The sequence below is a fragment of the Pseudomonas sp. NFIX10 genome (genome assembly GCF_900111955.1).
Lineage (GTDB): Bacteria > Pseudomonadota > Gammaproteobacteria > Pseudomonadales > Pseudomonadaceae > Aquipseudomonas > Aquipseudomonas fluorescens_AA.
In genome coordinates, this window is the sequence record NZ_FOKH01000032.1 from 31,633 (window position 1) to 53,250 (window position 21,618).

Annotated in this window: 19 protein-coding genes and 1 pseudogene; 7 read left to right on the forward strand and 13 right to left on the reverse strand. The window is 61.3% G+C overall.

From position 1 onward, the window contains the following. Nucleotides 1-248: 248 nt before the first annotated feature. Together BM321_RS23845 and pcaR are read right to left on the reverse strand one after the other, a co-directional pair. A complete protein-coding gene (locus BM321_RS23845; protein WP_092445158.1) occupies nt 249-1,595 on the reverse strand; it encodes a 4-hydroxybenzoate transporter PcaK in 1,347 nt (448 codons plus the stop codon). Between the two features lie 140 nt (nt 1,596-1,735). Next, entirely contained in the window at nt 1,736-2,578 is an 843-nt protein-coding gene (gene pcaR / locus BM321_RS23850; RefSeq protein ID WP_072409756.1) for a pca regulon transcriptional regulator PcaR, read from the reverse strand. A gap of 575 nt (nt 2,579-3,153) precedes the next feature. Here pcaR and BM321_RS23855 point away from each other — a divergent pair. After that, entirely contained in the window at nt 3,154-3,354 is a 201-nt protein-coding gene (locus BM321_RS23855) for a hypothetical protein (protein ID WP_003184509.1), read from the forward strand. Between the two features lie 366 nt (nt 3,355-3,720). Then, a complete protein-coding gene (locus BM321_RS23860) occupies nt 3,721-5,196 on the forward strand; it encodes an inorganic phosphate transporter (RefSeq protein ID WP_092445160.1) in 1,476 nt (491 codons plus the stop codon). A gap of 254 nt (nt 5,197-5,450) precedes the next feature. On the opposite strand, the gene ccoM is transcribed toward BM321_RS23860, so the two are convergent. The 3 genes from ccoM to BM321_RS23870 all read right to left on the reverse strand — a co-directional run bounded on the left by ccoM (nt 5,451) and on the right by BM321_RS23870 (nt 6,309). Continuing rightward, complete coding sequence (ccoM, locus tag BM321_RS31145; protein WP_025212288.1) at nt 5,451-5,567, reverse strand: cytochrome c oxidase subunit CcoM; 117 nt, start codon at nt 5,565-5,567, stop codon at nt 5,451-5,453. A gap of 144 nt (nt 5,568-5,711) precedes the next feature. Next, nucleotides 5,712-5,873, reverse strand: coding sequence for a hypothetical protein (locus BM321_RS30605; RefSeq protein WP_003184513.1), 162 nt, complete (start codon nt 5,871-5,873; stop codon nt 5,712-5,714). Nucleotides 5,874-5,967: 94 nt separating this feature from the next. After that, nucleotides 5,968-6,309, reverse strand: coding sequence for a hypothetical protein (locus tag BM321_RS23870; protein ID WP_060738828.1), 342 nt, complete (start codon nt 6,307-6,309; stop codon nt 5,968-5,970). A 230-nt stretch (nt 6,310-6,539) separates the two neighbouring features. Between BM321_RS23870 and rapA the strand changes: the two genes are divergently transcribed. Beyond that, nucleotides 6,540-9,386, forward strand: a complete 2,847-nt coding sequence (gene rapA / locus BM321_RS23875; protein ID WP_092329039.1) for an RNA polymerase-associated protein RapA — start codon at nt 6,540-6,542, stop codon at nt 9,384-9,386. Between the two features lie 262 nt (nt 9,387-9,648). On the opposite strand, the gene BM321_RS23880 is transcribed toward rapA, so the two are convergent. The 4 genes from BM321_RS23880 to BM321_RS23895 form a co-directional block, all read right to left on the reverse strand. Then, the gene (locus BM321_RS23880) at nt 9,649-10,491 is read right to left on the reverse strand and encodes a cache domain-containing protein (protein ID WP_092445162.1); all 843 of its coding nucleotides are present in this window, start codon (nt 10,489-10,491) and stop codon (nt 9,649-9,651) included. Between the two features lie 230 nt (nt 10,492-10,721). After that, the gene (locus BM321_RS23885) at nt 10,722-11,597 is read right to left on the reverse strand and encodes an ATPase (RefSeq protein WP_092329043.1); all 876 of its coding nucleotides are present in this window, start codon (nt 11,595-11,597) and stop codon (nt 10,722-10,724) included. A gap of 106 nt (nt 11,598-11,703) precedes the next feature. Next, nucleotides 11,704-12,696, reverse strand: coding sequence for an NAD-dependent epimerase/dehydratase family protein (locus BM321_RS23890; RefSeq protein WP_092445164.1), 993 nt, complete (start codon nt 12,694-12,696; stop codon nt 11,704-11,706). A gap of 43 nt (nt 12,697-12,739) precedes the next feature. Then, nucleotides 12,740-13,648 carry a LysR family transcriptional regulator ArgP gene (locus BM321_RS23895; RefSeq protein WP_092445166.1) on the reverse strand — a complete coding sequence of 303 codons (909 nt, stop codon included), beginning with the start codon at nt 13,646-13,648 and terminating at the stop codon, nt 12,740-12,742. A 97-nt stretch (nt 13,649-13,745) separates the two neighbouring features. Between BM321_RS23895 and BM321_RS23900 the strand changes: the two genes are divergently transcribed. The 4 genes from BM321_RS23900 to BM321_RS23915 all read left to right on the forward strand — a co-directional run bounded on the left by BM321_RS23900 (nt 13,746) and on the right by BM321_RS23915 (nt 19,069). Further along, nucleotides 13,746-14,348, forward strand: a complete 603-nt coding sequence (locus BM321_RS23900) for a LysE/ArgO family amino acid transporter (protein ID WP_092445170.1) — start codon at nt 13,746-13,748, stop codon at nt 14,346-14,348. 175 nt (nt 14,349-14,523) lie between these two features. Beyond that, complete coding sequence (locus BM321_RS23905; protein ID WP_003198616.1) at nt 14,524-15,120, forward strand: superoxide dismutase; 597 nt, start codon at nt 14,524-14,526, stop codon at nt 15,118-15,120. A 294-nt stretch (nt 15,121-15,414) separates the two neighbouring features. Continuing rightward, on the forward strand, nt 15,415-17,466 hold the full coding sequence (locus tag BM321_RS23910; RefSeq protein ID WP_092445173.1) for a putative bifunctional diguanylate cyclase/phosphodiesterase: 2,052 nt from the start codon (nt 15,415-15,417) through the stop codon (nt 17,464-17,466). Nucleotides 17,467-17,725: 259 nt separating this feature from the next. Further along, nucleotides 17,726-19,069 (forward strand): imelysin family protein, encoded by a 1,344-nt coding sequence (locus tag BM321_RS23915; RefSeq protein WP_092329053.1) that lies wholly within the window; start codon nt 17,726-17,728, stop codon nt 19,067-19,069. Between the two features lie 203 nt (nt 19,070-19,272). Here the strand turns inward: BM321_RS23915 and BM321_RS23920 are convergent, their stop codons facing one another. The 4 genes and pseudogenes from BM321_RS23920 to BM321_RS23935 form a co-directional block, all read right to left on the reverse strand. After that, complete coding sequence (locus tag BM321_RS23920; RefSeq protein WP_092329055.1) at nt 19,273-20,511, reverse strand: RNA polymerase sigma factor; 1,239 nt, start codon at nt 20,509-20,511, stop codon at nt 19,273-19,275. Further along, nucleotides 20,511-20,654 carry a hypothetical protein gene (locus BM321_RS31380; RefSeq protein WP_371856647.1) on the reverse strand — a complete coding sequence of 48 codons (144 nt, stop codon included), beginning with the start codon at nt 20,652-20,654 and terminating at the stop codon, nt 20,511-20,513. The genes BM321_RS23920 and BM321_RS31380 overlap by 1 nt, the downstream gene beginning before the upstream one ends. A 27-nt stretch (nt 20,655-20,681) precedes the next feature. Further along, on the reverse strand, nt 20,682-21,026 hold the full coding sequence (locus BM321_RS23930; RefSeq protein ID WP_092203866.1) for a YciI family protein: 345 nt from the start codon (nt 21,024-21,026) through the stop codon (nt 20,682-20,684). Between the two features lie 68 nt (nt 21,027-21,094). Continuing rightward, nucleotides 21,095-21,529 (reverse strand): annotated as a pseudogene (locus BM321_RS23935) (nuclear transport factor 2 family protein). Between the last annotated feature and the right edge of the window lie 89 nt (nt 21,530-21,618).

A 21,618-nucleotide genomic window follows, 5' to 3' on the forward strand; every position in this document is an offset into this window, starting at 1 on the left:
GAGGTTAAGCGCCGGAGTGACTGGAAGATTAAGCTTCGGGAAAAGGCCAAACAATCCGATAATCGACTGAGTGTTCGTTTATCGAACAGATTGTTGTTTGGCTATCGATTTATTCCAGTACACAGAGATCACCCTGTGGGAGCGAGCTTGCTCGCGATGGCGGTGGATCAGACAGGCAGCAGTTGCTGACACATCGCTATCGCGAGCAAGCTCGCTCCCACAGGTTGCTTACAGGTTTAAGCACTGGCTCATGTCGCATCCGCATGACTGACCATGCCTTTGATCACCACCGCCGTGGTCGCCAGGGCCGCCGGAATGACCAGGGCCGTCAGGACCTGCTCGAAGTTCCAACCCAGGCCCAGCAGGGTCGCGCCCATCCAGGCCCCGAGGATCGCCCCGAAGCGACCGATGCCCAGCATCCACGAGACACCGGTGGCCCGGCCCTGGGTGGGGTAGAAACGTGCCGCCAGGGAAGGCATCGCCGATTGCGCGCCGTTGACACACATGCCGGCCACCAGCACCAGGGTGGCGAGCAAAGTGATGTTGCCCAGGCTCTGCCCCACCGCGTAGGCAAACAACCCGGCCATCAGATAGAAAAGGCCGATGACCTTGTGCGGATTGAACCGGTCCATTGCCCAACCGACGAAGACGGCGCTCAACACGCCGCCGAATTGAAACAACGCGCCGATAAACGCGGCCTGTTCCATGCTCGCGCCGCTGTCGCGCATCAAGGTCGGCAGCCAACTGGTCAGCAGGTAGACGATCACCAGGCCCATGAAATAGGTCAGCCACAGCAGCAAGGTGCCAACGCCGTAGGTGCCGGAGAAAATCACCGCCAGCACGTTGCGAGCTTTCACGGTTTTCTGTTCCGGCACACTGAAGCTCGCCGCTTGGGCCACCGTGTGTGGCTCGATCGGTGCCAGGGTCTTGCGCACTTTGTCGGTACCGCGATTGCGCACCACCAGGTAACGCGCCGACTCCGGCAACCAGAACAGCAACACCACTGCCAGGATCAACGGCAGGATCCCGCCAATCAGCAGCAGGCTGTGCCAACCAAACGCCGGTATCAGCTTGGCGGAGATGAATCCGCCGCCGGCCATGCCCAGGTTGAAGCCGCAGAACATGCTGGTCACCAGCAGGGACTTCTTGCGTTCCGGGGTGTATTCCGAGAGCAAGGTGGTGGCGTTCGGCATCCCGGCGCCCAAGCCCAGGCCGGTCAGGAAACGCAATACCAGCAATTGATCGACGTTGGTGCTGTAGGCCGACGCCAGGCTGAACGCGCCAAACAGCATGACCGCGCCCACCAATACGACTTTTCGCCCGAAGCGGTCAGCCAGCGGCCCAGAGCCCAGCGCACCGAACACCATGCCGATCAGCGCGGCGCTCATCACCGGGCCGAGGCTGGCGCGATCGATGCCCCAGTCCTGGGACAAGGCCGGGGCGATGAACCCCATGGCGGCAGTGTCGAGGCCGTCGAGGAACACAATCAGGAAACAGAGAATCACCACCCGCCACTGATAGCGCGAAATGGGTTGGGCATTGATGAAGGACTGCACATCGAGGCAGTGGCCTACGGAGGTCTGAGGCTGGTTCATTTTATTTTTATTCCACGCAAGAAACGCAGGCGAACGATCAGAGACCGGCGAAACACGCCGGATGACGCTGCGCGACATTAATGAGCCCAGACAAATACCGTCAATTCATCGCCGCCGACTGTGTGCGTTTATCGAACAGCTTAAGTGAACAGTTGCGCGCTCAGGTCGCGACTGGCCCCCAGCAGGCCTGGCAGGAAGCGCTGTTCCAGCTCATTGCGACTGACCCGCCCAGCATGGGTACTGACGTTGAGCGCGGCCACCACTTGACCGGAAGCGTCGTACACCGGCACGGCAATCGAACGCAGGCCCTGTTCCAGTTCCTGGTCGACGATGCACCAGCCCTGTTGCCGCACCTGTTGCAGGCACTCGAGCAACGCTTGGGGAGTGTGCAACGTGCGGCTGGTCTTGGCTTGCAGGTCGGCGTGATCGAGGTAATCGCGCAGCGACGCATCATCCAGGGCTGCCAGGAGAATCCTGCCCATCGAGGTGCAATAGGCTGGCAGGCGTCCGCCCACCGACAGGTCAACCGAAATCAGACGCTGGGTGGTGGCGGAGCGGGCGATGTAGAGAATGTCGTCGCCTTCGAGCGTGGCCATGTTGCAGGCTTCGTGCAGTTGCTCGCTCATGCGGTCCAGGTACGGCTGGGCAGAAACGGCCAGGGGCGTGGAGGACAGATAGGCGTGACCAAGGGTCAGCACCTTAGGCAGCAGCGAATAGGTACGCCCATCCGTGGTGGCGTAGCCAAGCTTGATCAAGGTATGCAGGCAACGTCTGACGGCGGCGCGGGGGATTTCCGTGCGGTGGCTGATCTGGGCGATGGTCAGGTGCCGCTTGCGCTCCTGGAAGGCCTGGACCACCGCCAACCCGCGGGCCAGGGACGTCATGAAATCGGGATCACCGGTCAGGGCCTGGATCCGCTTGGCCGGCGAGGCGACGATCGGTGGCGCGACTGAAGTGAAGGCATTGCGCAATTGGTCGTTCATGTCTGATCCTTCCCCGGGAGTGACGGCTATTCAAGCGGCTGCCCGATGGGCAAGCAAGGGCCGCCGGCCAAGATCGTTCGATTATCGAACCATCGACCGATAATCGCAATCAGGCCAGGCGCCGAATAAGCGGCCTGCCGCGGACGTGATCGATAGTAAGTTTGCGGGAAACAACACAGGGTTTGACCTGACGATGTTAGCCATATTGAACTAGTCGGCGGGAACGGCATCTGGATAGCGGCACTAGCCGGTATCTTCTGCGAGCGACCGTACAAGTTGCACATACAAACATGAGTTCACACAACAACAACGCCTTTTACTTTTTCCCGATAGTGTTATTCGGCTGGGCCGCTATAATGCAAAACAGCGACGGTACGGCCAATCGACCGTTCCCGTACGCAGGCATCGTGGTCGCGACCCTGGTGCCCGAGGCACCTTCATGGTCGCTTCCCCTGTTTGGCAACAACGCGAAGCCCTGATGCTACGTCAGCTGTCAGCTCTGGTGCCGTGGCCGTCTGCATGTCCACATGCAGTGCGTATCACCAGATTCAACTTCAATTAATTTAGGTAAAACTGTGACGAAAGACGAACTGCGCGCGGAACTTGAGCGCCAGGAACAACGTTACAAGGAAGTTTACGGCGGAGAAGTCACCACCTACGCCGCGCAACCTGAACCGGAACGCAAACCCTGGCGTAAGCGCGCCACCGTTCAGGACCAGGCCTTCACCCAGGAACTTCAGAAAATGGAAAAAGAACTCAAAGCCGAAGAGCAGTGACGCTCCGGGGCCGACGTTCTTGTGAAGAGGTCTCCGGCCGCCACCCTGGCCGGAGGCCATAGCGCACGCCCGCCATGAGCGGGCCGCCATCCACTCCCCGTCCGACGATCGGGAAGGGGCTTGGCCGACCTCCTTTTCAGATATTTCATACAATTCCTCGAGGCGTCCTATAGCTGGCGGCGATCCTGGTCGGATGCGCTTTGCGCTCCTGAATCAAGGGGTTACACACCCCGCGGAAAACCTCGGGTTTGAGGCTTTCCTACAAATTATTTCGTTGAAGAATGTTACCGGTGAGCAGGCAGTGCATCGATTACCGAGGTTTTCTGGCATAATCGCGCCCCCTTACGACCGGGTCAGAAAACCTTCATGATCGATTTATTCAGCGGACTGGATGCTTGGGTGCTTGTGAGCCTCTTGCTCGCCCTGGCTTTTGTCCTCGCCTTCGAGTTCATCAACGGCTTTCATGACACCGCTAACGCGGTTGCCACTGTTATCTACACCAAAGCCATGCCGCCTCACCTGGCGGTGTTCTTTTCCGGTGTGTTCAATTTCCTCGGCGTGCTGCTGGGCGGCGTGGGGGTGGCGTACGCCATCGTTCACCTGCTGCCCGTGGAGCTGCTGATCAATGTGAACACCGGACACGGGCTGGCCATGGTGTTTTCGCTGCTCGCAGCGGCCATCACCTGGAACCTGGGCACCTGGTACTTCGGTATCCCGGCGTCCAGTTCCCACACGTTGATCGGTTCGATCCTCGGCGTGGGCCTGGCCAATGCGCTGATCAACGATATCCCGTTGGCCGACGGGGTGAACTGGCAGAAGGCGATCGATATCGGCGCCTCCCTGGTGTTCTCGCCCATGGCCGGTTTCCTGATCGCCGCCCTGGTGCTGATTGGCCTGAAATGGTGGCGCCCGCTGTCGAAGATGCACAAGACACCGGAACAGCGCCGCCAGGTCGACGACAAGAAGCACCCACCGTTCTGGAATCGCCTGGTACTGGTGATCTCGGCCATGGCCGTCAGCTTTGTCCACGGTTCCAACGATGGCCAGAAAGGCATCGGCCTGATCATGCTGGTGCTGATCGGTATAGTACCGGCGCAGTTCGTACTCGACCTGGGCAGCACCACCTACCAGATCGAGCGGACCCGAGACGCGACGCTGCACTTGAGCCAGTTCTACCAACGCAACAACGAGTCCCTGGGTGAATTCCTGGCGCTGGGCAAAAGCGTGGAAGGCGATCTGCCGGAGAAATTCCGCTGCAACCCGCAGCAGACCGAACCGACCATCAATGCCCTGCTCGACACGCTCAAAGGCGTGGCGGACTACCATTCGCTGCCGTCGGAACGACGCATCGAGGTTCGTCGCTACCTGCTTTGCCTGGACGACACGGCGAAGAAGGTTGGCAAGTTGCCGGGCCTGGCCGCTCGTGAGAAAGACGACCTGAACAAGCTGCGCAAGGACCTGACCGCCACCACCGAATACGCCCCGTTCTGGGTGATCCTGGCCGTCGCACTGGCGCTGGGCCTGGGCACCATGATCGGCTGGAAGCGCGTAGTGCTGACCATCGGCGAGAAGATCGGCAAGCAAGGCATGACCTACGCCCAGGGCATGTCGGCCCAGATCACCACCGCGTGCATGATCGGCGCGGCGAACATCTTCAGCCTGCCGGTTTCCACCACCCACGTCCTGTCCTCGGGCGTGGCCGGCACCATGGTCGCCAACAAGAGCGGCCTGCAAGGTGGCACCGTGCGCAACATCCTGCTGGCCTGGGTGCTGACCCTGCCGGCGACGGTGGCCCTGTCGGCCGGCTTGTTCTGGCTGGCATCGAAGGCCCTGGGCAGCTGATTCCAGCGGCTGACGAAAAAGGTGCGACCCTTGCGGTTCGCACCTTTTTTTATGCCCAAAACACCCACCCCATGTGGGAGCGAGCTTGCTCGCGATAGGGGTGTATCAGCCAACGTGGATGTCGACTGACAGGCCCTCATCGCGAGCAAGCTCGCTCCCACAGTTGTTTTGCGTTGAACAGCAAAAATCTGCCAAAAAAAAGGGCGACCGAAGTCGCCCAAAATGCCTTGCGTGCTCGTTGTAGCCGGAAAGACCTACGGTTTTTTCCGCTTGTGTGCGTCTTTCCAGATGAATAATCCGAAACCTGCGAAAAACACGAACATGAGGCCGACCGTCAACACCCCGGCAAACACCACATTATCGAAAAACATGACCGACCTCCTGGTCTTGCCCCTGTTGCGATGGGTTCAAGGTAACCAATCAGGCCTGGATGAAAATTGACCGGGGTCAATAACGCCCGCGACGGGGCGCAAAGGCGGGGAAATAACTGATCTGCATCAATGGATCGAGGGGGTTCAGCGCTTTTTCGGTTTGTTTTTCGGCTTTTTCTTGGGCTTACCCAACGGCATGGCCTGCTCGAAAGCCTGGCGGACTTCATTGAGGCGTTTTTCGTTGAGGTCGTGAACGCGCTTGGCGCGCTCGGCACTGAGGTCGATCAGCTTGTCGTCTTGGCTCATGGCGTGTGGGCATCGTGCAGTGAATTGCGGATGCGCCCATGATGCGGGCTGTTGGCGGCGTTGACCAGCCTGTGCGTGCAGGCAGGCGCCTGGATCAGATCTGGATATCGACCCACAGGCCCTGGCGCGTCTCGTCGTCTATCAGCGGCACCACTGGCACGGTGTTGTCGGCGTTGAGCTCGGTACCCGGTACGGCGAGGTGTACCTCCGGGTCTTCATCGGCCTCGCGGCGGCGTCGATCGCGCTCCTGCTGGCGACGCTGCTCCTCGCGCAACAGCAGCGCGGTCTCTTCCGGGTCGCGTTTTTGCAGGTCGATGGTGCTTTCATTGGAGCTTTGCTGCACCGGGACCACGGGCGGTATGTCCGGTCGCTGGCGAACCGGATCCTGTTGAGCGGTGATGGGTACGGCGCTCAAAGGGAGCATGGGTGGCAACATAAAGTTCTCCTGTCTTCAGGTTGTCGGCGGCTAAAGTGGCAGCTTGAACCGCCGGTCCGAAACTTGTGACCCAGTTGGCAATTGCACCGTTCACCAGGGCCGAGCTTGTTTGATCGCTGGGCAAGCGTAAGTTCCGTGCCGTTGGTAATGAATCAGCGTACGTAAATCCTTTGGTCTGAAGGATCCTTCCGTTAAGATAACCGGCTTTTTCAAGGCGGGAGTCAGGCAGCATGGCGCAGCAGTATCAACCGGGGCAACGCTGGATCAGTGACAGCGAAGCCGAGCTGGGTTTAGGCACCGTTCTGGCACAGGACGGCCGCTTATTGACCGTGCTCTATCCGGCCACTGGCGACACCCGCCAGTACGCGCTACGGAATGCGCCACTTACCCGTGTACGGTTTTCGCCGGGCGACGTGATCACTCACTTCGAAGGCTGGAAAATGACCGTGCGCGAAGTCGATGACGTCGATGGCCTGCTGGTCTACCACGGCCTCAACGGGCAGAACGAAGTCGTCACCCTGCCCGAGACTCAACTGTCGAACTTCATCCAGTTCCGCCTGGCCAGCGACCGTCTGTTCGCCGGCCAGATCGACCCGCTGGCCTGGTTCTCCCTGCGCTACCACACCCTGGAACACACCAGTCGCCAGTTGCAGTCTTCGCTTTGGGGCCTGGGCGGCGTACGTGCCCAGCCCATTGCCCATCAACTGCACATTGCCCGTGAAGTGGCCGACCGCATTGCGCCGCGGGTGTTGCTGGCCGACGAAGTGGGCCTGGGCAAGACCATCGAGGCCGGCCTGGTCATCCACCGTCAGTTGCTGTCCGGCCGCGCCAACCGCGTACTGATCCTGGTGCCAGAAAACCTCCAGCACCAATGGCTGGTGGAAATGCGCCGGCGCTTCAATCTGCAGGTCGCGCTGTTCGACGAAGAACGCTTCATCGAAAGCGATGCCAGCAACCCGTTCGAAGACACCCAATTGGCCCTGGTGGCGTTGGAGTGGCTGGTGGACGATGAGAAAGCCCAGGACGCGCTGTTCGCCGCCGGCTGGGACCTGATGGTGGTCGACGAGGCCCACCACCTGGTGTGGCACGAAGACCAGGTCAGCCCGCAATACGCCCTGGTCGAGCAACTTGCCGAAACCATCCCAGGCGTGTTGCTGCTCACCGCGACCCCGGAACAGTTGGGCCAGGACAGCCACTTCGCCCGCCTGCGCCTGCTGGACCCGAACCGCTTCCATGACCTCAAGGCCTTCCGCGCCGAGAGCGAAAACTATCGCCCGGTGGCCGAAGCCGTGCAGGAGTTGCTGGACAAAGGCCGCCTCTCGCCCGAAGCCCACAAGACCATCCAGGGTTTCCTGGGCAATGAAGGCGAAGCCTTGCTGACCGCCGTCAATGATGGCGATGCCGAAGCCAGTGCCCGCCTGGTGCGCGAGCTGCTGGACCGCCACGGCACCGGCCGCGTGCTGTTTCGCAACACCCGCGCCGCCGTGCAGGGCTTCCCGGAGCGCAAGCTGCACGCCTACCCGTTGCCTTGCCCGGACGAATACCTCGAATTGCCGTTGGGCGATCACGCCGAGCTGTACCCGGAAGTCAGCTTCCAGGCCCAGCCGGACGCCAGCGAAGAGGAGCGCTGGTGGCGTTTCGACCCGCGGGTCGAGTGGCTGATCGACACCCTGAAGATGCTCAAGCGCACCAAGGTGCTGGTGATCTGTGCCCACGCCGAAACGGCCATGGACCTGGAAGATGCCTTGCGCGTGCGCTCCGGCATCCCGGCCACGGTGTTCCACGAAGGCATGAATATCCTGGAGCGTGACCGTGCGGCGGCCTATTTCGCCGACGAAGAGTTCGGCGCCCAAGTGCTGATCTGCTCGGAAATCGGCAGTGAAGGCCGCAACTTCCAATTCGCCCATCACCTGGTGCTGTTCGATCTGCCGGCGCACCCGGACCTGCTGGAGCAGCGTATCGGCCGTCTGGACCGGATCGGCCAGAAGCACACCATCGAGCTGCATGTGCCTTATCTGGAAACCAGCCCACAAGCGCGGCTGTTCCAGTGGTATCACGAAGCCCTGAATGCCTTCCTCAACACCTGCCCGACCGGCAACGCCTTGCAGCACCAGTTCGGCCCGCGCCTGCTGCCCTTGCTGGAAGAAGCCGACGATGGCCAGTGGCAAGCGCTGATCGACGAGGCCCGCGCCGAACGCGAGCGCCTGGAAGCCGAGCTGCACACCGGGCGCGACCGTCTGTTGGAACTCAATTCCGGCGGCGCCGGTGAAGGCGATGCGCTGGTGGAGGCCATTCTCGAGCAGGACGACCAGTTTGCCCTGCCGATCTACATGGAAACCCTGTTCGACGCCTTTGGTATCGACAGCGAGGACCATTCGGAAAACGCGCTGATCCTCAAGCCGAGCGAAAAGATGCTCGACGCCAGCTTCCCACTGGGCGACGACGAAGGCGTGACCATCACCTACGACCGCAACCAGGCGCTGTCGCGCGAAGACATGCAGTTCATCACCTGGGAGCACCCGATGGTGCAGGGTGGCATGGACCTGGTGTTGTCCGGCTCCATGGGCAACACCGCGGTGGCGCTGATCAAGAACAAGGCCCTAAAGCCCGGCACCGTGTTGCTGGAGCTGCTTTACGTCAGTGAAGTGGTCGCCCCGCGCTCGCTGCAACTGGGCCGCTACCTGCCGCCGGCCGCCCTGCGCTGCCTACTGGACGCCAATGGCAACGACCTGGCCGCCCGGGTCTCGTTCGAAACCCTGAACGACCAACTCGAAAGCGTGCCCCGCGCCAGCGCCAACAAGTTCATCCAGGCCCAGCGCGACCAGCTCACGCCACGGATCAACGCTGGCGAAGAGAAGATCGCCCCGCGTCACGCCGAACGCGTGGCCGAGGCCCAGCGCCGCCTGGCCGCCGATACCGACGAGGAACTGGCCCGCCTGACCGCCCTGCAAGCGGTCAACCCGACCGTGCGCGACAGCGAGCTGGTGGCCCTGCGCCAACAGCGCGAGCAAGGCTTGGCGATGCTTGAGAAGGCGGCGTTGCGCCTGGAGGCGATTCGGGTACTGGTGGCGGGCTGATCGCCACAGTAGTCCGAAAAAGGCCCGCAGCGATGCGGGCCTTTTTTGTGCAAACCTGCCGAACACAGAGATGTTGGACTGGGAACACGGTCAACGTGGCGAGGGGATTTATCCCCGCTGGGTTGCGCAGCAGCCCTCTGCGTTCCAACTGACAATCGTGGCGCATGGTGGATTCTGGGGCTGCTGCGCAGCCAACGGGGATAAATCCCCTCGCCACAATGCCCTATCAGCCCCAGCCTTAGCCTTAGTCTTAGCCTTGGCATCAAGGACTGTAATACCCCACCGCCACCAGGAAATGCCCGACCTTCTTCAGGTACGCGTGTTTATCCTCGACCTTGCCGGTCACCGGATTCTTCCAACGGTACTCGTACTCTCCCTCGCCCTGTTTGCCGATCAACGCCAGGATCGGCTCGCCCACCGGTTTGCCATCCGGGTCCTTGACCTTGGCGAAGTCGGTATTGATCAAGCGCAAATTGGTGCCATGGCCGACATAGCGCCGGGTATCGAGGTCGACGACAAAGACATACAAGTCATCCTGCAGGTAACCGCCCTTGAGGGAGTTGACCGCCGTCAGCGTGGCCTTCTCGTTTTTCAGCAGGTCATTCGAGGCCTTGTCCAGCAACGCCCTGGCCTGTTCGGCGGAAGCCCGGGGCAGATAGTAGCCGACAGCCAGGATTCGCTCGCCGACACGCTGGAAATACACATGCTTGCGCTCGACCTTGCCGTCCGTCCAGTTCTGCCAGCGGTACTCGGCTTGCTGGATGCCACTGGCCTCGGGGGTTTTCAAGGCGTCCTTGAAGGCTTTGCGCAAATCCGGCCCCAGCACGTCGGACACGTCCCGCCCGATCAACGCCGAGGACGGCCCGCCGCTGGCGAGCATCACACCTTGGGTGTCCACCACGAACACGTAGCGATCCTTGTCGACGAATTCTCCTTGACGACTGAACGCGGCAAAGGCTTTGTCGCCGTTGTCGTGGTAATAGGCCAAGGCCTTCTCCAGCAACGCCCGGGCCGCCTGGCCATCGTCCGCAGTGGCCGCCTGGGCCTGAGCCAGCCCCAGCATGAGCATTGCACCCAGCCAGGCCATCCTGTGAAAAAACCCCATGCGTGCGCCCCTCGTTCTTGTTGGTGTTTCAAGAGCGTAGACGGCGTGGGGTGATGTTGGAGTATTCAGGGAATTGCTGGGGAGCCTGGGTGAGCCAGTGGCATTGATATTGACTGACAGGACGTCATCGCGAGCAAGCTCGCTCCCACAGGGTCAGCACCCTCCGGTGTGGGAGCGAGCTTGCTCGCGATAGCGGCGGCACATCCAGAAATGATGCGCGCACAAACGGCTTATTGAGCCCCAGCGCGCAGTTGCTGCTGCAAGTTCTGGATCTGCGCCTGCAACGTGTTGATGTTACGGGTGACCTGGCCGCGGAAAGCGTCAAACTCGGCCGTGTTGCCGCCCTTGTCCTGCTGGCTCTTGAGCACGATCACCTCCTGTTCCAGGCGGTCGATGGCGGAGTTGGAGGTGGCTCTTTTCAGGGCGGTGATGTCAGCGCCGATGCTCTTGAGCTGGGCATCCAAGGCACCACCCTCGCCCTGGCTCTTCAGGGCGGTCACTTCTGCCGCCAGCGCCTTGACCTGGGCTTGGAGCTCCTTGTTGGACGCTTGCAACTGCGTGTTGGTGTTCTGCTGTTCCGAGGCCTGGGCGATGAGCTGGGCCAGTTCCTTGTCCAGGTCGGCAGATGGACCGAACGTGGCCTGCTGGAGTTTGTACTGCTCCTGCAGCTTGCCGTCGAATTGCCGCCCCTGTTCCTGCAGCTTGTTGTCCAACTGTTTGATCTGCAGCTTCAAGGCTTCACTGTCGCTCATGACGTTGGACTGCCCGGCGACCACCTTGCCGGAAATGTCCTGCAAGCGCCCTGCCGCATCCTCACTGATCCGGGCGAAGCTTTCCTGGGTCGCCACCAGTTGCTGCTCCATCAGGGAAATCTGCTGGAAGCTCCACCAGGCCAGGAAACCGAATGCACACAGCAGCGCGCCGACCAATGCCCACAGCGGCCCGGTGCTGGGTCCTTTGACCTTGGCCGCGGCAACGGGCGCCGAGCGCGCTTGCACGTGAGGCTGGCGGCTGGGCATGAAATCATCGTCATCGGGAATGTCGGCCCGCATCCGCAGGCTCGGAACATCGTCGAAGTCGTCATTGGCATCGTTACGCATGGGCATGGTTCGACCTTTGGAAAACCGATAATGGCTTGATGCGGCGAGTATAACCCCCTCGCCCGCCGCACCGATTGACCCCGAACCTGGCACTCGGTTCATGATGGGCCGATCAGCGGGCTGTCTGGACACCCCACCAGGCGCAAAATTCATCGAGGGCGGTCCACAGGCTGACCTGCGGATCGTAATCGAGATAATGCCGGGCGCGACTGATATCCAAGGTGAAATTTTTGTTCATGACCTGCATGCCCAGGCGCGACAGCGTCGGCTCGGGACGGCCTGGCCATAACTTGCAGAACCCTTCATTCAGGGCAGCGAGGCTGTAGGCCAAGCCGTAGGAACGATAACGTCGGACCTGTGGGACTTCCATCTGGCGCATCACATAATTGACCACGTCCCACAGCGGGACCGGTGCCCCGTTGCTGATGTTGTAAGCCTTGCCCAGGGCTGAATCGGTGGCCAGCAGACTGCTGAGCAACGCTTCGTTGAGGTTCTGCACACTGGTGAAATCCACCTTGTTCAACCCGTTGCCGACAATGGCCAGTCGTCCCTTGCGCTGCATTTTCAGCAGGCGCGGAAAAATGCTCATGTCACCGGCACCGGTCACGAAACGCGGGCGCAGGGCCAGCACTTCGAGGCCGAACTCCTGGGCGCCGAAGACTTTCTGCTCGGCCAGGTACTTGGTGGCGGCGTAAGGGTGCTTGAAGCGCTTGGGCACCTGTTCTTCGGTCAACCCGAGGTGGTCATGGCCGTCGAAGTAAATGGACGGCGAGGACAGATGAACCAGGCGGCGCACCTTCTGCTTGAGACAGGCTTCGACGACATTTTCCGTGACTTGGACATTGCCCTGGTGGAAATCCTGGTAGCGGCCCCACAGCCCCACGGAGCCGGCGCAATGCACCACGGCCTCGACATCCAGGCACAGGTCGCGGGCCAGCAGAGGGTCGTTCAGGTCGCCTTGGACGAACTGCGCACCGCGACGCACCAGGTGTTCCACACTCTCGGCCCGGCGACCGTTGACCCGTACATCCAGGCCCTGCTCCAGGGCGAAACGCGCAAAGCGCCCGCCAATGAAGCCGCTTGCGCCGGTGACCAAAATCTTCATGCATGCTCCTAAAAAATCAGATTCGAACTACAAGCCACAAGCTTCAAGCCAAGCGCTTTTCACTTACCGCTTGCAGCGTGCCGCTTGCCGCTGCGATCAATCGCTCAGTCAATAAGCCAAGCAACTGCCCACCATTGCGCCAATGATGCCAGTACAGCGGCACATCGATCGGTTTATCTGCCAACAATTCCACCAGCACGCCTCGCTCCAGCTGTTCGCGCACTTGCAGCTCGGGCACCAGCCCCCAGCCCAACCCCACCTCGGCAAGACGGATGAAACCTTCGGACGAGGGGCATAAATGATGCTCGAAACCGCCCTCCACGCCTACGGACGCAAGGTAGCGATGCTGCAGGAAATCATCCGGGCCAAACACCAATGCCGGCGTACGCGCCAGTTGATCGGCGCGCACGCCGTCGGGAAAGTGCCGGGCGATGAAGGCCGGGCTAGCCAACGCCCGGTAGCGCATCGCCCCCAGCAGCACGCTGCGAGCACCCGCCACCGGGCGTTCGCTGGCGCAGACACAGGCCGCCACTTCACCGGCGCGCATGCGCTTGAGGCCCACGGTCTGGTCTTCTACCACCAGGTCGAGCAACAGGTGATGGTCGGCGCAGAAATCTCCCACGGCAGCGGCCCACCAGGTTGCCAGGCTGTCGGCGTTCAAGGCGATGCGCAGACGCTCCGGCAGCCCCTCTTCATCCAGCGCCGGCACCAGGCTCTGCAGGTCGCGCTCGAGCAGCCGCACCTGTTGCACATGGTTGAGCAACCGACGGCCGATTTCCGTGGGCGCTGGCGGCGTGGCACGCACCAGAACGGGCTGCCCGACACGCGCCTCCAGCAGCTTGATCCGTTGGGAAATGGCCGATTGCGACAAACCCAGCACCTGGGCCGCGCGCTCGAAACCGGCCTGCTCGACCACGGCGGCCAGGGCAGAGAGCAATTTGTAATCGAACATCAGTTTCCCTAATGAGCAATCAGCAATATTGGTTTTTCTTATACAACTCGCCACAGGAGAATGGCCAGCAATTCATCAACTGACCGGGGATAAAACGATGTGGCAAAGCTATGTGAACGGGCTCCTGGTGGCTCTCGGGCTGATCATGGCCATCGGCGCCCAGAACGCATTCGTGCTGGCCCAGAGCCTGCGCCGCGAGCACCACTTGCCGGTCGCGGCGCTGTGCATCGCCTGCGACGCCCTGTTGGTCGCCGCCGGGGTGTTCGGCTTGGCGACCTTGCTGGCCCAGAGTGCGTTACTGCTGTCGATTGCCCGTTGGGGCGGCGCGGCGTTCCTGCTCTGGTACGGCAGCCTGGCCTTGCGCCGGGCCTGTTCGAAGCAGAGTCTGCAACAGGGTGAGAATCAGGCTGTGCGCTCGCTGCGGGCCGTGTTGCTCAGCGCGCTGGCGGTGACGCTGCTCAACCCCCACGTCTACCTCGACACCGTGCTGCTGATCGGTTCCCTCGGTGCCCAGCAGAGCGTGCCCGGCGCCTATGTAGTGGGCGCGGCCAGTGCCTCGCTGCTGTGGTTCCTCACCCTGGCCATCGGTGCCGCCTGGCTGGCCCCCTGGTTGGCCCGTCCAAGCACCTGGCGGATCCTGGACCTGTTGGTGGCGGTGATGATGTTTACCGTGGCGATGCAATTGATTGTCGCCGGCTGATTATTCCAAACCGCTCTGGAACCTCTATTCCACACAGTTGTTGCGTGGTTATGCCGCACCCCCGGTGCTATGATCCGACTCCTGCGCCGCAAAGAGTACAAACTCCCCGGCGCTAGTCTGGCCGCCCGTGATCGGCCTTGCGCTCACCGCAACTGACCTGATTAGGAGAATCACCATGGCTTTCGAATTGCCGCCGCTGCCCTATCCACACGATGCACTGCAGCCGCACATCTCCAAAGAGACTCTGGAATATCACCACGACAAGCACCACAACACCTATGTCGTGAACCTGAACAACCTGGTGCCTGGCACCGAGTTCGAAGGCAAGACCCTGGAAGAAATCGTCAAGACTTCCTCGGGCGGTATCTTCAACAACGCCGCTCAGGTCTGGAACCACACCTTCTACTGGAACTGCCTGGCGCCAAACGCCGGCGGTCAACCAACCGGTGCCCTGGCTGAAGCCATCAACAAGGCATTCGGTTCGTTCGACAAGTTCAAGGAAGAATTCAGCAAGACGTCCATCGGCACCTTCGGTTCCGGCTGGGGCTGGCTGGTGAAAAAGGCTGACGGTTCCCTGGCCCTGGCCAGCACCATCGGCGCCGGCAACCCGCTGACCAGCGGCGACACCCCGCTGCTGACCTGCGACGTGTGGGAACACGCCTACTACATTGACTACCGCAACGTTCGTCCGAAATACGTCGAAGCGTTCTGGAACCTGGTCAACTGGAAATTCGTCGCCGAGCAGTTCGAAGGCAAAGCCTTCACTGCCTAAGCTCGATGCCAGACAAAGGAAACCCGGCGCCGTGCCGGGTTTTTTTTGCGCAACAGAATTGATCGCAAGCCAAATACCTCGTGTCTGGAACCCAAGAAAAAATCCCGGCAGGCCTCAAGTTGCGGTGCCTTCCAACCGACACAATGGTCGTAGAGCAATCACTCTGAAAAAAACGTACATCGGCCAGGTTTCAAGCGAAACCCCTTGTGTTTGATTGTCCCTTTGACTGACATCACAGGATTGCCAATACTCATGGCAACTTGACGCTACCCGCACGGAACAAGGAACCACTCTTTGAAGCTGGAACTCAAGAACAGCTTGTCTGTGAAGTTGCTCCGGGTCGTGCTCCTCTCGGCATTGATCGTTGGCATGGTCTTGAGCTGCGCCCAGATCGTGTTCGATGCCTACAAAACCAACCAGGCCGTCGCCAGTGACGCCCAGCGTATCCTCGACATGTTCCGCGATCCATCGACCCAGGCCGTCTACAGCCTGGACCGGGAAATGGGCATGCAAGTGATCGAAGGCCTGTTCCAGGACCAAGCCGTGCGCATGGCCTCCATCGGCCATCCCCGCGAAACCATGCTCGCCGGAAAAGCCCGCCCCTTGCAGCACTCCGAAAGCCGCTGGCTGACCGACCTGATCCTGGGCAAGGAGCGCACCTTCACTACGCAACTGGTGGGACGTGGCCCCTACAGCGAATATTACGGCGACCTGAGCATTACCCTCGACACGGCCACCTATGGCGAGGGTTTCATCGTCAGCTCGGTGATCATCTTCATTTCCGGGATGCTGCGGGCCCTGGCCATGGGCCTGGTGCTGTACCTGGTCTATCACTGGTTGCTGACCAAGCCGTTGTCGCGGATCATCGAGCATCTGACCGAAATCAACCCCGATCGCCCCAGCGCGCACAAGATCCCGCAGTTGCGCGGCCACGAGCAAAACGAACTGGGCCTGTGGATCAACACGGCCAACCAACTGCTCGAATCCATCGAGCGCAACACGCACCTGCGTCACGAAGCTGAAAACAGCCTGCTGCGAATGGCCCAGTACGACTTTCTCACCGGTCTGCCCAACCGCCAGCAACTTCAACAGCAACTGGACAAGATCCTGGTGGACGCCGGACGCCTGCAACGTCGGGTGGCGGTGCTGTGTGTGGGGCTGGATGATTTCAAGGGCATCAACGAACAGTTCAGCTATCAGACCGGCGATCAGTTGCTGCTGGCCCTGGCCGATCGACTGCGGGCCCACAGTGGGCGGCTCGGCGCACTGGCGCGGCTGGGGGGCGACCAGTTCGCCCTGGTCCAGGCCGACATCGAACAGCCTTACGAGGCCGCCGAACTGGCCCAGAGCATCCTCGATGACCTGGAAGCACCGTTCGCCATCGACGATCAGCAAATCCGCCTGCGGGCCACCATCGGCATCACCCTCTTCCCCGAAGACGGCGACAGCACCGAGAAACTGTTACAGAAAGCCGAGCAGACCATGACCCTGGCCAAGAGTCGCTCGCGCAATCGCTACCAGTTCTACATCGCCAGCGTCGACAGCGAGATGCGCCGCCGCCGCGAGCTGGAAAAAGACCTGCGCGAGGCCCTGGCCCGCGAGCAGTTCTCCCTGGTGTACCAGCCACAGATCAGCTACCGCGACCTGCGGGTGGTGGGCACCGAAGCCCTGATCCGCTGGCACCATCCCGAGCACGGCCTGGTGCCGCCGGACCTGTTCATTCCACTGGCCGAGCAGAACGGCACCATCATCGCCATCGGTGAATGGGTGCTGGACCAGGCGTGCAGGCAATTGCGCGAATGGCACGACCAGGGTTTCCTCGACCTGCGCATGGCGGTCAACCTGTCGACCGTGCAACTGCACCATGCCGAACTGCCACGGGTGGTGAACAATCTCCTGCAGATATACCGGCTGCCGCCGCGCAGCCTGGAGCTGGAGGTCACCGAGACCGGCCTGATGGAAGACATCACCACCGCGGCCCAGCACCTGCTGAGCCTGCGTCGCTCCGGAGCGCTGATTGCCATCGATGACTTCGGCACCGGCTATTCGTCCCTGAGCTACCTCAAGAGCCTGCCGCTGGACAAGATCAAGATCGACAAGAGCTTCGTCCAGGACCTGCTCGACGACGAAGATGACGCAACCATCGTCCGGGCCATCATCCAATTGGGCAAGAGCCTGGGGATGCAGGTCATTGCCGAGGGCGTCGAGACGGTCGAGCAGGAAGCCTACATCATCGCCGAGGGCTGCCACGAAGGTCAGGGCTACTACTACAGCAAGCCGCTACCGGCGCGGGAATTGGGTCTTTACCTGAAGCAGGCCGAGCGCAGCAAGGTGTCCATCCTCTGATTCCTCTCTTTTGCCACGTTCCTGTAGGAGCTGGCGAAGCCTGCGATCTTTTGATCTTTCGCTCCAGACTCGATTGGCAGTGGAAAGATCGCAGCCTCGCTTCGATCGGCAGCTCCTACGGACGCTGCCGATCCCTTCATTAAATAAGAAATATTTACAAGCATAACCCTTTACACATAATGCAAATCTTTCGCATTATGTCGCAGTTTTTGCGCACCCTCGCGCCTGTCCCATCCATCACCGAAGCAGGATGTTCGCCATGATTCGTATGCCCCTGGCTACCGCCAGTCTGCTGGCCATCGCTATTTCCCTCGCCGGTTGCGGCGAAGGCAAAGACAAGGCCGCCGCGCCGCAAGCGCCAACGCCGGCCGCCAGCACCTCGGCACCGGTCGCCCCTGCTGCCGCCGGCAAAGTCGACGAAGCCGCCGCCAAGGCCGTTGTCGCGCACTATGCCGACATCGTCTATGCCGTCTATAGCGATGCCGAATCCACTGCGAAGACCCTGCAAACCGCCGTCGACGCGTTCCTGGCCAAGCCGAACGCCGACACCTTGAAAGCCGCCAGGGCTGCCTGGGTCGCCGCACGCGTGCCGTACCTGCAAAGCGAAGTGTTCCGTTTCGGCAACACCATCGTCGACGACTGGGAAGGCCAAGTGAACTCCTGGCCCCTGGACGAAGGCCTGATCGACTACGTCGACAAGTCCTACGAGCACGCCTTGGGTAACCCGGGCGCCACCGCCAACATCATCGCCAATACTGAAATCCAGGTTGGCGAAGACAAGGTCGACGTCAAGGACATCACCCCGGAAAAACTCGCCAGCCTGAACGAGCTGGGCGGTTCCGAGGCCAACGTCGCCACCGGCTACCACGCCATCGAATTCCTGCTGTGGGGCCAGGACCTCAACGGCACCGGCCCGGGCGCCGGCAATCGCCCCGCTTCGGATTACCTGGAAGGTGCCGGCGCCACTGGCGGCCACAACGACCGTCGCCGTGCCTACCTCAAGTCCGTGACCCAGCTGCTGGTCAGCGACCTGGAAGAAATGGTCGGCAACTGGAAGCCGAACGTGGCCGACAACTACCGCGCCACCCTGGAAGCGGAACCTGCCGAAAGCGGCCTGCGCAAGATGCTGTTCGGCATGGGCAGCCTGTCCCTGGGTGAACTGGCGGGCGAGCGTATGAAGGTGTCCCTGGAAGCCAACTCGCCGGAAGACGAGCAGGATTGCTTCAGCGATAACACCCACAACTCGCATTTCTACGATGCCAAGGGCGTGCGTAACGTGTACCTGGGCGAATACACCCGTGTCGACGGCACCAAGATGACCGGCGCCAGCCTGTCGTCCCTGGTCGCCAAGGCCGACCCGGCCACGGACACCGCGCTCAAGGCCGACCTGGCCGACACCGAGGCCAAGATCCAGGTCATGGTCGATCATGCCAACAAGGGTGAGCACTACGACCAGTTGATCGCCGCTGGCAACACTGCCGGTAACCAGATCGTGCGCGACGCCATCGCCGCACTGGTCAAGCAGACCGGTTCGATCGAGCAGGCTGCGGGCAAACTGGGCATCAGCGACCTGAACCCGGACAACGCTGATCACGAGTTCTGATCAACGCCGGCTGGCTACGGGTTAACGCAGCCAGCCAAGCCACAAACCTGTGGGAGCGAGCTTGCTCGCGATGGGGGTCTTATTAGTCGATATTGATGTAGGCTGGTCTACCGCTATCGCGAGCAAGCTCGCTCCCACAGTGCTTTCTGGTGTTTCGAAAATGCGAGATCAGTCATCGCTCCCACAAGGGGCGTCACTGTGGTTCATGGCTGCAACCCGGCAAGCCGCCCTTCGATAAACCGCCGTTCCGGCAGTTGCTGCGTCAGTTCGAGCGCGCGTCGGTACGCGGCCCTCGCCTCGTCCACCCGCCCCAACTGCCGACAGAACTCCGCCCGCGCCGAGTGGGCCAAGTGATAGTCCGTCAAATCCCCCCTGGCGAGTATTCCGTCAACCAGGCGCAGCCCTTCCTGTGGTCCGTCGCGCTTGGCCAGGGCGGCGGCGCGGTTGAGTTCGATCACCGGCGACGGCACGGCCCGCAGCAGCACATCGTAAAGCCCGACGATCTGCGGCCAATCGGTCTGCTCAGCCGTCGGCGCTTCGGCATGCACCGCCGCAATCGCCGCTTGCAGGCAGTACGGCCCGAACCGTCGGGTTTTCAGCGCGGCTTCCACCAACGCACAGCCCTCGGCAATCAGCTCGGCATCCCATAAGGATCGCACCTGCTCATCCAGCAGGATCAGTTCGCCGGTCGACGACGTTCGCGCCGGGCGCCGGGATTCGTGCAGCAGCATCAACGCCAGCAACCCCATGACCTCGGCCTCGGGCAGCAACTCCATCAGCAGACGCCCGAGACGGATGGCTTCGCGCGTGAGGTCTTCGCGAGTCAACTCGGCCCCCATCGAGGCCGAATACCCTTCGTTGAACACCAGGTAGATCACCCGCAGCACGCTGTCCAGCCGCTCCGGCAGTTCCGCGCGGGACGGCACCTGATAGGGGATCCTGGCATCGCGGATTTTCGCCTTGGCCCGCACGATGCGCTGGGCAATGGCCGCCGGTGCGGCGAGAAACGCCCGGGCGATTTGTTCAGTGGTCAGGTCGCAGACTTCCCGTAGCGTCAGGGGCACCTGGGCATCCGCCGCCAGGGCCGGGTGGCAACAGGTAAAAATAAGCCGCAGGCGATCGTCTTCCACGTCTTCGTCACTCCACGGATCCTGCTCCAGCGCCTCGAGTTGAGCGATCAACATCGGTTGGGACGCGGCGAAACGCGCGCGCCGGCGCAAACTGTCGATGGCCTTGAAGCGCCCGGCAGACACCAGCCAGGCCCGCGGGTTGTCCGGTACACCGTCGCGCTGCCAGCGCTCGACCGCGATGAAAAAGGCCTCGTGCAAGGCCTCTTCCGCCAGTTCGAAATCACCCAGCAGGCGAATCAGCGTCGCCAGGATCCGCCGCGAGTCTTGCCGATAAACCTGCTCGACCCGCGCCTTGACCGTTTCGACCGACATCAGTCGGGCATGCCTTGGGCAACCAGCGTCTCAAGCCGGTCCAGGCCCTGGCCCCAACCCTCGGGGAAACCCATGGCGTCGTGCGTCTGGCGAGCGATGACCCGGCTGATGGATAACGCGTAAGGGGCAGTTGTGAGATTCATGAATGAAATCCTGTTTGTGATTGTTGTTCAGGGGTTCAGTTGGCGTACCGGTCGCACTTCAACGCAGCCGACCCGGGCCGCCGGGATATGGCCGGCGACCTGGATGGCTTCGTTGAGGTCCTTGGCGTCGATCAGGTAGAAGCCCGCCAGCTGCTCCTTGGTTTCGGCGAACGGGCCGTCGGTGATCGACAGCTTGCCGCCACGCATGCGCACCGTGGTAGCGGTCTGTACCGACTCCAGGGCTTCGGCGGCCAGCATGCGCCCACTGCCCTGGATCGATTCGGCATAGGCCATGCACTCGGCGTCCTCCGGGCTGTCGGGCGAGTTGTGCAGCGTCTGTTCGTTGCTATACACCAAGCAAAGGTACTTCATGGAAGGCTCCGTGTTCGGACTGATCAACTATGGACGGCAGAATGACGCTCGGCGAAAAAAACCGACGATCAGGGTTGCAGGTCGAACAGCGCCGTCCCGGCCATCGGGTCGAACGGAGCGGACCAATGTTCATGGACGATCCGCCATTATCCGGCTACACGCTGGTAGCAGGCTGTCACACGCATCCAGCAGGCCTGTTCCTCGCCTTTTTCGTTGGTACCACCGCAATAGGCCAACCAGTGGGCGAAGGCGATGGTGTCGGCCGGGGTAATCTTGACCTGATGAAAGTCGAACTTGTGCGGGCCGGGGCACATTTCCATGCAGGCTTGCCAATGGGCCCGGTAAGCGCTTTTGCCCTTGAATTGCAGGGCCTGGATGGCATCGAACGAGACAATGTTCTCGTCATAGAGCGCCATGACTTTTTCGATGTCCTTGGCCATCACGGCTTGGCGATAGGTGTCGATCAGGGCCTGGATTTCGGTTTCAGTGGTTTGGGCATTCATGGTGTTCTCCGCAGTTTTTTTGTTGAAGACACCCTTTGTCGTTTGGAGAAACAGCGAATCGACCATCCAACAAAAATAATTCAAGGAGA

Excerpts from the sequence above, each read along its gene's own strand:
- BM321_RS23845 (WP_092445158.1), bottom strand. The coding sequence starts at position 1,595 with ATGAACCAGCCTCAGACCTCCGTAGGCCACTGCCTCGATGTGCAGTCC.
- pcaR (WP_072409756.1), bottom strand. The coding sequence starts at position 2,578 with ATGAACGACCAATTGCGCAATGCCTTCACTTCAGTCGCGCCACCGATC.
- BM321_RS23860 (WP_092445160.1), top strand. The coding sequence starts at position 3,721 with ATGATCGATTTATTCAGCGGACTGGATGCTTGGGTGCTTGTGAGCCTC.
- ccoM (WP_025212288.1), bottom strand. The coding sequence starts at position 5,567 with ATGTTTTTCGATAATGTGGTGTTTGCCGGGGTGTTGACGGTCGGCCTC.
- BM321_RS30605 (WP_003184513.1), bottom strand. The coding sequence starts at position 5,873 with ATGAGCCAAGACGACAAGCTGATCGACCTCAGTGCCGAGCGCGCCAAG.
- BM321_RS23870 (WP_060738828.1), bottom strand. The coding sequence starts at position 6,309 with ATGTTGCCACCCATGCTCCCTTTGAGCGCCGTACCCATCACCGCTCAA.
- rapA (WP_092329039.1), top strand. The coding sequence starts at position 6,540 with ATGGCGCAGCAGTATCAACCGGGGCAACGCTGGATCAGTGACAGCGAA.
- BM321_RS23880 (WP_092445162.1), bottom strand. The coding sequence starts at position 10,491 with ATGGGGTTTTTTCACAGGATGGCCTGGCTGGGTGCAATGCTCATGCTG.
- BM321_RS23885 (WP_092329043.1), bottom strand. The coding sequence starts at position 11,597 with ATGCCCATGCGTAACGATGCCAATGACGACTTCGACGATGTTCCGAGC.
- BM321_RS23890 (WP_092445164.1), bottom strand. The coding sequence starts at position 12,696 with ATGAAGATTTTGGTCACCGGCGCAAGCGGCTTCATTGGCGGGCGCTTT.
- BM321_RS23895 (WP_092445166.1), bottom strand. The coding sequence starts at position 13,648 with ATGTTCGATTACAAATTGCTCTCTGCCCTGGCCGCCGTGGTCGAGCAG.
- BM321_RS23900 (WP_092445170.1), top strand. The coding sequence starts at position 13,746 with ATGTGGCAAAGCTATGTGAACGGGCTCCTGGTGGCTCTCGGGCTGATC.
- BM321_RS23905 (WP_003198616.1), top strand. The coding sequence starts at position 14,524 with ATGGCTTTCGAATTGCCGCCGCTGCCCTATCCACACGATGCACTGCAG.
- BM321_RS23915 (WP_092329053.1), top strand. The coding sequence starts at position 17,726 with ATGATTCGTATGCCCCTGGCTACCGCCAGTCTGCTGGCCATCGCTATT.
- BM321_RS23920 (WP_092329055.1), bottom strand. The coding sequence starts at position 20,511 with ATGTCGGTCGAAACGGTCAAGGCGCGGGTCGAGCAGGTTTATCGGCAA.
- BM321_RS31380 (WP_371856647.1), bottom strand. The coding sequence starts at position 20,654 with ATGAATCTCACAACTGCCCCTTACGCGTTATCCATCAGCCGGGTCATC.
- BM321_RS23930 (WP_092203866.1), bottom strand. The coding sequence starts at position 21,026 with ATGAAGTACCTTTGCTTGGTGTATAGCAACGAACAGACGCTGCACAAC.